We start from the raw sequence: 8,696 nt of genomic DNA, 5'->3' as shown, positions 1-8,696 counted from the left end.
GTCACGCATGCGCGGCTTTTGCCGCAGATCGACCTCGGCCACCGGTGCGCTGAATTCAATGGGGATGTGATTGGGGTCGAAGGTGTAGATGGAATGGATAAAGCCGTGATCCATCACTTCCGAAACCCAGAATCCCGCTGCCTCCAGGCGGTCCTTGAGCACCCACAAGGCGTCGTCATCGGTAACCCCAAAGGCGATGTGGTCAAAAGCCACGGGACCTTTGAAGGGCACACCGTGATCCTTCTCCGGGATGGGTTCCGCACCGGACCATTCAAAAAAGGCAATCATGTCCCGGTCGGAAATCTCAAAAAAGTAATGTCGATAACCCTTGCTGCCCAGCCCGCCGACCAGGTGCATCCCCAAAAGGTCGCGCCAGAAACGGACGGTGCGGTCCATGTCGGCGGTGACCATGGCCAAATGGTTAATTCCCGTGTAGGTCGGCATGGAAAGTCCTCCGTCTGCCGGTCAGCCAGGCTGATCCACAGCAGTTGCATCTGTGGCCGGCGCAGTCCGGCGGCAAAGCATATCGAAAGCCGCTTGCCGCCGGACCAGCGTCGTCATTCAACCGCCGGCCCGGCCATCGTCACAGGGACCGTCGTCTTCGGTACCGCGGGAATGCTCCGCCGAGAACGCCGTCGTGCAGGCCGGCAGGGGTTCGGCAGCGGTCACCGCGGCAAGCGCCGGCGCGTAATCCGGTTCCTGGGAAATCTCGTCCACCAATTGGGTGTAGACGATCTTGCCCCGCTCGTCGATGATCACCACGGCCCGAGCCATCAAACCGGCCAGGGGACCATCGGTCATCCGGGTTCCGTAGACATCGCCGAATGCCGGGCTGCGGAAGGTGGAGGCCGAGACCACATGCTCCAACCTTCGGCACCGCAGAATCGGGCATGGGCAAAGGGCAGATCCGCCGACACACAAAGAACGACGGTGTTCTCAAGCTTGCCGACCTCGGCGTTGAATCTTCTCACCGACATGGCACATACCGGTGTATCAATGCTGGGAAAGATATTCAACACCACAATTTTGCCATTGTAATCATTCAGTGAAACCGTGGACAGATCCACTTTCGTCAGGCTGAAATCGGGAGCAGCCGAACCCACCGGGGGAAGATCGCCGGCGAGTTGAACCGGGGTTCCTTTAAATTTAGTCTTGGCCATTTGTATCTCCTTATGCGAGAATAATTTTTGTTTTCGGAACGTGTCAGGCGAACCGATCAAGTCAATCGATTCACTCTCAACACTATCAACAACCATGCCAACATTACCGCAACGGTTTCATCCTGGCATTGATTTTGCTTTTTTTTCAAAATCATCAGATCCACTCAACCCCGTCAAATCACAGGAGGAGAACCGATGAGCCACAAACACTATAAAATCCAATCCGCCTGCCCGCAGTGCGGGTGCAGTTTCGCGCAGGTCCTGTCCAAGGAAGAACTCCTAAAAAGGTATGGCGACACACCGAATATCGAATTGGAATGCGGCGAGTGCATGTTGAAATTCCAGGCCGAGCGAAAAAGCGCCTGCCCGGAGTGGGATGCGGAGTGCCGGCTGAACGAAGCCGAGTCCTAAAATTCCAGAGCGGGATTCATTTTGCGGTTGACAGTGCTTTGCCGAAGCAGGCATGTATCAAGTTGCCTGTTTTGGCAAAGCTCGCTTTGATGAACCCCGCTATTAAAGAAAGGCAGGCCCATTCATGAGTTATGATTTCAACGCCGATGACGTGTTTGAAATGGCAATGCAAATCGAACGCAATGGCGCGACGTTTTACCGGGACGCGGCTGCGAATATAGCCGATCAGAATGCGAAAGAATTTCTGCTGGACCTGGCGGCGATGGAAGACGACCACGAAAAGACCTTCGCCGCCATGCGCAAGGGGCTCGGTGAGGCCGAGAAGACCCAGACCGTCTTCGACCCGCAAAACGAGGCGGCGGCCTATCTCAAAGCCCTGGCGGACACCCGCATCTTTTTTAAAAAGGAGATGGATACCAGTTCGTTGGAAGCGATCCTCAAGGCAGCCATCCTGGCGGAAAAAGACTCCATCGTTTTTTACCTGGGGATGAAAGACCTGGTTCCCGAAAGCCTGGGGCAGTCCCGCCTGGATGATATCATCAAGGCGGAAATGTCTCACATCAAACTCCTCAGCCACCGTCTGGTCGCCACCCGATCGTAGCGCCCCTGCAACGGCCGGAAAGCCTATGGGCAGGCCTTCAGCGGCTTTCCGGCCCAATGAATGTTTCACCATTTTCATGAGACACCGGTGTGCCACTTTCGTGCCTGATACGTCCGATTTTCCACTCGGCGTTGCTGTACCCGCCCGCATCATCCTTAAACGCACCATCTCGACAATGGGCGGCAAGAACCGGAAATTCATCGATGTTGCACCATCAAGTATGTATTCCGATACACATTTGTCTCACAATCAACCTGAGAATACGATAAACCCTTTTCACCACAAGCGATAACACTCGAATTGAGTCTCTCGTTCCGTGTCCGCCCTGTCCCGTGTCCGCGGCAAGCAGTGCCAGGATGGGATTTGAAAACGGGTCATCCTGCCTGAAAGCACATTTTTTCCGACCCGTTGACGGCAGACACGATGATCACCGACAGATTGGCATGCATCTTGATGTAGAAATAAATCAAATAAAGATCGCTGATGTTGCCCCCCGGGACGCCAGCGCAAGCCAACCCCTTTTCGGAAAGTTTCAATTCGTGAGACGGTGCGACCATAATCTCAAGGAAGTCATTCTGCTGGCCGAACGCATGATCCAGCTTGCCAACCAGGGTGACGATGATCGCGAGGATACCGGTTGCGGCATTCTCTTTGGCATGTTGCGCGACTCAGGGTATAAAATCAAACGCCTGGCCGAAGACGAGAAGATCAAGCATATCGCCAAAGGCTGGTGGGATACGTCATGTTCATCATAACAACCCTATCAACAAAAACCCCAACCCCCATATGAAGGAGGACATGAAGTGGCCAGTATCAAAGGAACCCAAACCGAAAAAAACCTTTTGACGGCATTTGCCGGTGAATCCCAGGCACGCAACCGTTACACCTACTTTTCCAAACAGGCAAAGAAAGAAGGCTTTGTCCAGATCGCCGACATCTTCGAGGAGACGGCCAATCAGGAAAAGGAACACGCCAAGCGACTGTTCAAGCTGCTCGAAGGCGGCGAGGTCGAGATCACCGGCGCCTTTCCGGCTGGCGTGATCGGCACCACGACCGAGAATCTCCAGGAGGCGGCCGGCGGCGAAAACTATGAATGGACCACGATGTATCCCGATTTCGCCAAGGTTGCCCGGCAGGAGGGATTCGATCACATCGCGTTCATTTTCGAAGCCATCGCCGTGGCCGAAAAGCAGCATGAAAAACGCTACCTGGATCTGAAAGCCAATATCGAAGCCGGCCGGGTATTCAAACGCGAGAAACCGGTCACCTGGCGTTGCCGCAACTGCGGGTATCTCCTGGAAGGCACCGAAGCACCGGAAATCTGCCCGGCCTGTGCCCATCCCCAGGCGCATTTCGAAATTCTCGGCGAGAATTGGTAATCCAAATCACAAACCGACAACCACGCGTCATCAAACCGAACCAACGAAAGTAAAGGAGAACATAAAATGGCTGAAAGGTATGAGGTCTACAAGTGTGATGTATGCGGCAACATCGTTCAAGTGCTCGTCGGCGGCGGCGGTGAACTGGTTTGCTGTGGACAGCCCATGCAGAAACTGACCGAGAATACCGTTGATGCGGCGAAAGAAAAACATGTGCCGGTCATCGAAAAGATCGACGGCGGCTACAAGGTCAAGGTCGGCAGCGTCGCCCATCCCATGGAAGAGAAGCACTACATCCAGTGGATTGAACTGATTGCCGACGGAAAGTCCCTGTTCCAGTTTCTTAAGCCGGGAGATACCCCCGAAGCCGTGTTCAAGGTTGACGCGGCATCGGTATCGGCCCGCGAATACTGCAACCTTCACGGGCTTTGGAAAGCGTAAGCGTCGTTTAGCGGACCTTGGACGGCACGTTCCGATTCGAGACGTCCAAGGTCCGAATCTCCACCGTTCCGGTGACGGTCCGGTGAACAGTGAGGGGCTGCGGAACATGCTGGATCCACGCGTCGAGGGATGATGCCCCCGTATCCAACATTAAGGAGGAACCCATGGGTAACTGGAAATGTGGGAACTGTGGATATGAACTGCAGGCGGACAAACCGCCGGAAAAATGCCCGTCCTGTAAGGAAAAATGTGAATTTCTGGACAACACCTGCTACACACCCGACTGCCAGTACGAAGGCAAGGACCCGAGAATCAAATAGTCAGAAAGGGAGCCGAAGATGGCCAAAGCGCTGATCGTGTTCGCCACGCGCACCGGAGCGACCGAAAAAATTGCCAATCTGATCGCCGAGGGCATTCGTATCTCAGGTCACGAGGCGGAAATCGTAAAGGTTACCGACATTAAAAAAGAAGATGATTTGAAGGGATATGACGCCGTGGTTCTGGGCTCTCCCACCTACACGGCGAGATGGTCCAGGGGATGAAAACCCTTTTGTTCATGGCGGAAAAAGCCCAACTGGAGGGCACGGTCGGCGGTGCCTTCGGTGCCTTCGGCTGGAGTGGCGAAGCCCCCGATCGCATTTTCGAAACCATGAAAAATATATACAAGATGAATATGGTTGGCAATCCGTTGCGGCTCAAATCCGCCAGCTTGGGCGGCGGCGTCACCATGGCCCAGGACTATGGCCGTGAAATTGCTAAAAAGATGGCCGGATAACGGATGTTTTGCACCCCGTGCAACCGGTTCCGGTCTTATCTCCGTTTAACGCCTTAAAAATGAAAGAGGAGGATGCCATGTCCACACCACAACACTGCCCCGGTTATGAAAGCTTCAAAAACCTGAAATCGTTCGTCTGCAAGTGCCCCGAATGCGGCGAAACCAAAGAGATCTTCTCCGACGAATTCGACAAGGTCCATACCTGCAGCAAGTGCGGCAAGCCCATCGACTTCACCCAGTGCACGCTGGATGGGGCTGCCTGAAGCCGTCGGCTGACGCCACGCTTCCCCCGTCCCTCATCGCGGCCATGGGGCCTCGGGCGACCGTGGTTCCCGATTCGCGCCAGCGCTGGCCACCATCGACGGGGCTTGGACGTGGATCGTTCGGGTTGACCGCCCCTTGAATTCACTTTCCGGCAGCCTTGCCATTCGTGGCAACGGCTGCCTGTATCCGCTCGAAGGAGGACTTTGTATGGACGTTGTCATGCTATCCCGGCTCCAGTTCGCCGCCGCTACCATGTTCCATTTTCTGTTTGTGCCCCTCACCCTGGGACTGTCCGTGCTGGTGGCCTACATGGAGACCCGATACGTGAAAACCGGGGATGAGACCTATTTGCGCATGACCAAATTCTGGGGCAAACTTTTTCTCATCAACTTCGCCCTGGGCGTGGTGACAGGGATTACCCTCGAATTCCAGTTCGGGACCAACTGGTCCCGTTACTCGGCCTATGTGGGCGACATCTTCGGGTCCTTGCTGGCCATCGAGGCCTCGCTGGCCTTTTTCCTGGAATCGACCTTCATCGGTATCTGGATCTTCGGCTGGAACAAGATCTCCAAAAAGGCCCATGCCACGGTCATGTGGCTGGTGGCCGCGGCCGGCAACATTTCGGCGGTCTGGATCCTTTTGGCCAACGGCTGGATGCAGCAACCGGTGGGCTATACGATTCGCGGCGGCCGTGCCGAGCTGACCGATTTCCTGGCAGTGGTGACCAACCCGTTCGGCCTTTTGGAAATCGTTCATACCATTCCTTCGGCCTTCCTGCTCAGCGCCTTCTTCATCATGGGCATCAGCGCCTGGCATCTGCTCAAGAAACAACACATCGAATTTTTCACCCGCTCCTTCAATATCGGCCTGGTGGTCGGGTTGGTCGCCTCCCTGGTGGTCGTGATCACCGGCGACATGCACGCCGTGCACGTGACCAAAACCCAACCCGCTAAATTGGCGGCCATGGAGTCGCACTGGGAAACCCAGGCCCAAGCCCCCATCGTTCTTTTCGCCATCCCCGACGAAGCCCATGAACGCAACAAGATCGAGATCGGGAGCCTGCCCGGCGTCCTGAGCTTTTTGGGATATCACGATTTCAACGCCACGGTGACCGGCCTGAGGGACATTCCCAAGGATGAGCGTCCCCCGGTACTGCCCACGTTCGTCTCGTTCCGCACCATGGTCGCCCTGGGCACCCTGTTCCCCCTGCTCACCATCATCGGTCTGCTGTTGAAAAAGCGACTGCTCGAATCCCGCTGGTATCTGTGGGTGATGCTTTTCGCTCTGCCCCTGCCCTATCTGGCCATGGAAATGGGCTGGATCCTGGCAGAGGTTGGCCGTCAACCCTGGATCGTCTACGGCTTGCTGAAAACCGCCGTCGCCGCCTCGCCGGTGGCCGAGGTGCAGGTGATGACCACCCTGGTGGGATTCATCCTGGTGTATGGCCTGTTGGGGATCGCCGGCTTCTACCTGATCGCCAACTACGCCAACAAGGGACCGCAGCCGGCAACCGAAAACAGCTGATCGACGTCATTCGACGACAACAACCGAATCGATAGAACACGGGGGTTCAAATGCTTTTACAATCCGTATGGTTTTTTCTCTGGGGGCTTCTCTGGGCGGTCTTCTTCATGACCGATGGGTTTGATATGGGAATTGGATCATTGTATCCATTCCTGGGTAAATCCGAGCGCGACAAGCACATGATGATCCACGCCATGGGGCCCATGTGGGACGGCAACGAGGTCTGGCTGATCACCGCCGGCGGCGTCACCTTCGCCGCGTTTCCCCTGGTCTACGCAGTGATGTTCTCATCCCTGTACTCGGCGTTGATGCTGATTCTCTTCGCCCTGATCCTGCGCGGGGTATCCTTCGAATTCCGCAACAAGGTACAAAGCGCCGCCTGGAAGCGGGTATGGGACACCTGCATCTTCGTGGGCAGCTTTCTGCCGGCGCTGCTCTTTGGCGTGCCTTCGGCAACATCTTCCAGGGCATTCCCATCGATGAGGCGGGAATCTACCAGGGCACGCTTTTTACCCTGCTCAACCCCTATGGCCTTTTGGCCGGCGTGCTGTTCGTCTGCCTCTTCGTGATGCACGGCGCTGTGGCTGATCGTACGCACCGATGGCGACCTGGCCGAACGGTCGGCCCGGCTGGCCGGCAAGCTTTGGCCCGTCCTGACCGGCGTGGCGGTCGTCTTTTTGGTGGCCACGGTCTTCTTCACCGGCCTGTACGGCAACTATCTGGCCCACCCGACGCTGTTCCTCGTGCCGGCCCTGGCCGTGGTCGGGCTGGTGGGCATCCGCTTTTTCCTGGTGCAACAGGCCGCCTTCAAGGCTGGTGCGCATCGGCCCTCACCATCGTGGCCTGTACCTTTTTCGGCGTGATCGGGCTCTTTCCCAGCCTGTTCCCCTCCAGCATCGATGCGGCCTTCAGCCTGACGGCCTTCAATGCCTCGTCGAGCCCGCTGACCCTGAAAATCATGCTCATCGTGGTGCTGCTTTTCATCCCCGTCGTCCTGGCCTATCAAGTGTGGGCGTATAAACTCTTCAGTGTAAAGGTGACCGACGAGGATCTGGCCCATGAGGAGATGTACTGATCATTGGCCCTCAACGCCGCCTTCGCACCCGCGCCTTTATCCGCCCGGTGCGGAGGCCGCATTTCAAGTTAGAAGGGATCGTTTGTATGAAGCGCTTTGTCTCGGGAATCGGTACCATGGTGATTCTTCTGGTGGGCGCCGTGGCGATCTGTGCCGCGGCCGCCAACCGGGGGCCCGCCGACATGCAACTCTTTGGCGGCAACCAGGGGAAAGTCCCCTTTTCCCATGCCCGGCATCAGGACCGCTTGGGCGACTGCAACGTGTGCCACAGTGTCTTCCCCCAGACGCATGCGTCCATCGAGAAGATGAAGGCCGCCGGCAGCCTGAAGCCCAAACAGGTCATGAACACCCAGTGCATCAAGTGTCACAGGCAGGAAAAAAAGGCCGGCAACCCCCATGGACCGCTGACCTGCAGAACCTGCCACGTCAAATAGCATCAACCGCGAGGAACCATCGATCATGTTTATTCTGGGACTTCAGGGAAGCCCCCGCAAGGGCGGCAACACGGACATCCTGCTGGCCACGTTCCTTGAAAAAGCGGCTGCGGCCGGCGCAGCGGTCCAGACCATCCAGGTGGCCCGGGCCGGGATCACGCCCTGCAAGGGGTGTGGCTACTGCGAAAGCCACGGCACCTGCGTGATTGCCGATGATCCCATGGCGAAACAGATTTTCGGCCTGCTGCGCCAGGCGGACATGGTCGTGGCGGCCTCCCCGATCTATTTTTACGGTGCCAGCGCGCAGCTCAAGGTGCTGATCGATCGCTGCCAGACCCTCTGGTCCCGGAAATATGCCTTCAAACTCAAGGATCCGCTGGTTGCCACGCGCGAGGGGATCCTGCTCAGTGTGGCGGCTTCCCGGGGCCGCCAGCTTTTCGACGGCCTTCAGCTGACCGCCAAGTATTTTTTCGATGCCATTGATGCCCGCTTCAGCCAGGCCCTGACCTACCGGGGCATCGAAGGCAAGGGCGCGATCCGGGATCAGGCCGGTGTCGCCGGCGATATCGATGCCATCATCGAAAAAAGTGTCCGCCCGTTGGTGGCGCGCAAAGGCATCCTCTTCGTCTCCC

At 56.9% G+C, this 8,696-nt stretch carries 18 protein-coding genes; 15 read left to right on the top strand and 3 right to left on the bottom strand.

Features of this window, described 5'->3' with window-relative positions; translation table 11 throughout:
* The 3 genes from JCM12296_RS30205 to tpx form a co-directional block, all read right to left on the bottom strand.
* The coding region (locus tag JCM12296_RS30205) for a VOC family protein (protein WP_054700799.1) at window positions 1–444 on the bottom strand (444 nt) is incomplete at its 3' end.
* Between the two features lie 117 nt (window positions 445–561).
* Entirely contained in the window at window positions 562–801 is a 240-nt protein-coding gene (locus JCM12296_RS48405; RefSeq protein WP_281492209.1) for a hypothetical protein, read from the bottom strand.
* The gene (gene tpx / locus JCM12296_RS30200; RefSeq protein WP_281492208.1) at window positions 798–1,160 is read right to left on the bottom strand and encodes a thiol peroxidase; all 363 of its coding nucleotides are present in this window, start codon (window positions 1,158–1,160) and stop codon (window positions 798–800) included. The genes JCM12296_RS48405 and tpx overlap by 4 nt, the downstream gene beginning before the upstream one ends.
* A 195-nt stretch (window positions 1,161–1,355) precedes the next feature.
* Here tpx and JCM12296_RS30195 point away from each other — a divergent pair, with 195 nt between their 5' ends.
* The 15 genes from JCM12296_RS30195 to JCM12296_RS30145 form a co-directional block, all read left to right on the top strand.
* Window positions 1,356–1,571, top strand: a complete 216-nt coding sequence (locus tag JCM12296_RS30195; protein WP_054700795.1) for a hypothetical protein — start codon at window positions 1,356–1,358, stop codon at window positions 1,569–1,571.
* Between the two features lie 124 nt (window positions 1,572–1,695).
* Window positions 1,696–2,172 (top strand): ferritin-like domain-containing protein, encoded by a 477-nt coding sequence (locus JCM12296_RS30190; RefSeq protein WP_054700792.1) that lies wholly within the window; start codon window positions 1,696–1,698, stop codon window positions 2,170–2,172.
* Between the two features lie 539 nt (window positions 2,173–2,711).
* Entirely contained in the window at window positions 2,712–2,927 is a 216-nt protein-coding gene (locus JCM12296_RS30185; RefSeq protein ID WP_054700789.1) for a hypothetical protein, read from the top strand.
* 48 nt (window positions 2,928–2,975) lie between these two features.
* Window positions 2,976–3,551, top strand: coding sequence for a rubrerythrin (gene rbr / locus JCM12296_RS30180; protein WP_054700786.1), 576 nt, complete (start codon window positions 2,976–2,978; stop codon window positions 3,549–3,551).
* Window positions 3,552–3,617: 66 nt separating this feature from the next.
* Entirely contained in the window at window positions 3,618–3,992 is a 375-nt protein-coding gene (locus tag JCM12296_RS30175) for a desulfoferrodoxin (protein WP_054700782.1), read from the top strand.
* 164 nt (window positions 3,993–4,156) lie between these two features.
* A complete protein-coding gene (locus tag JCM12296_RS40495) occupies window positions 4,157–4,312 on the top strand; it encodes a rubredoxin-like domain-containing protein (protein WP_172684188.1) in 156 nt (51 codons plus the stop codon).
* A gap of 18 nt (window positions 4,313–4,330) precedes the next feature.
* On the top strand, window positions 4,331–4,534 hold the full coding sequence (locus JCM12296_RS49600; RefSeq protein ID WP_306304170.1) for a flavodoxin domain-containing protein: 204 nt from the start codon (window positions 4,331–4,333) through the stop codon (window positions 4,532–4,534).
* Window positions 4,531–4,767 carry a hypothetical protein gene (locus tag JCM12296_RS49595; RefSeq protein WP_306304169.1) on the top strand — a complete coding sequence of 79 codons (237 nt, stop codon included), beginning with the start codon at window positions 4,531–4,533 and terminating at the stop codon, window positions 4,765–4,767. Before JCM12296_RS49600 ends, JCM12296_RS49595 begins: the two co-directional genes overlap by 4 nt.
* Window positions 4,768–4,844: 77 nt before the next feature.
* Window positions 4,845–5,030, top strand: a complete 186-nt coding sequence (locus tag JCM12296_RS30165) for a hypothetical protein (RefSeq protein WP_054700779.1) — start codon at window positions 4,845–4,847, stop codon at window positions 5,028–5,030.
* Window positions 5,031–5,238: 208 nt separating this feature from the next.
* A complete protein-coding gene (locus JCM12296_RS30160; protein WP_054700777.1) occupies window positions 5,239–6,555 on the top strand; it encodes a cytochrome ubiquinol oxidase subunit I in 1,317 nt (438 codons plus the stop codon).
* A 50-nt stretch (window positions 6,556–6,605) separates the two neighbouring features.
* Window positions 6,606–7,124: a cytochrome d ubiquinol oxidase subunit II gene (gene cydB / locus JCM12296_RS46265; RefSeq protein ID WP_246805134.1), complete on the top strand. Its 519-nt coding sequence runs from the start codon at window positions 6,606–6,608 to the stop codon at window positions 7,122–7,124.
* A gap of 93 nt (window positions 7,125–7,217) precedes the next feature.
* Window positions 7,218–7,418, top strand: coding sequence for a hypothetical protein (locus JCM12296_RS46260; RefSeq protein ID WP_246805133.1), 201 nt, complete (start codon window positions 7,218–7,220; stop codon window positions 7,416–7,418).
* Complete coding sequence (locus JCM12296_RS46255) at window positions 7,394–7,630, top strand: cytochrome d ubiquinol oxidase subunit II (protein ID WP_246805131.1); 237 nt, start codon at window positions 7,394–7,396, stop codon at window positions 7,628–7,630. The genes JCM12296_RS46260 and JCM12296_RS46255 overlap by 25 nt, the downstream gene beginning before the upstream one ends.
* An 86-nt stretch (window positions 7,631–7,716) precedes the next feature.
* Window positions 7,717–8,064 carry a cytochrome c3 family protein gene (locus tag JCM12296_RS30150; RefSeq protein ID WP_054700775.1) on the top strand — a complete coding sequence of 116 codons (348 nt, stop codon included), beginning with the start codon at window positions 7,717–7,719 and terminating at the stop codon, window positions 8,062–8,064.
* A 25-nt stretch (window positions 8,065–8,089) separates the two neighbouring features.
* Window positions 8,090–8,696 (top strand): flavodoxin family protein (locus tag JCM12296_RS30145; RefSeq protein WP_172684187.1); only part of this gene is annotated, 607 nt, incomplete at its 3' end.

This window comes from Desulfosarcina cetonica JCM 12296 (genome assembly GCF_001311845.1).
In the GTDB taxonomy this organism is placed as follows: domain Bacteria; phylum Desulfobacterota; class Desulfobacteria; order Desulfobacterales; family Desulfosarcinaceae; genus Desulfosarcina; species Desulfosarcina cetonica.
The sequence above is the reverse complement of the archived record's forward strand: the minus strand, read 5'-3'. Positions and strand labels throughout refer to the sequence as shown.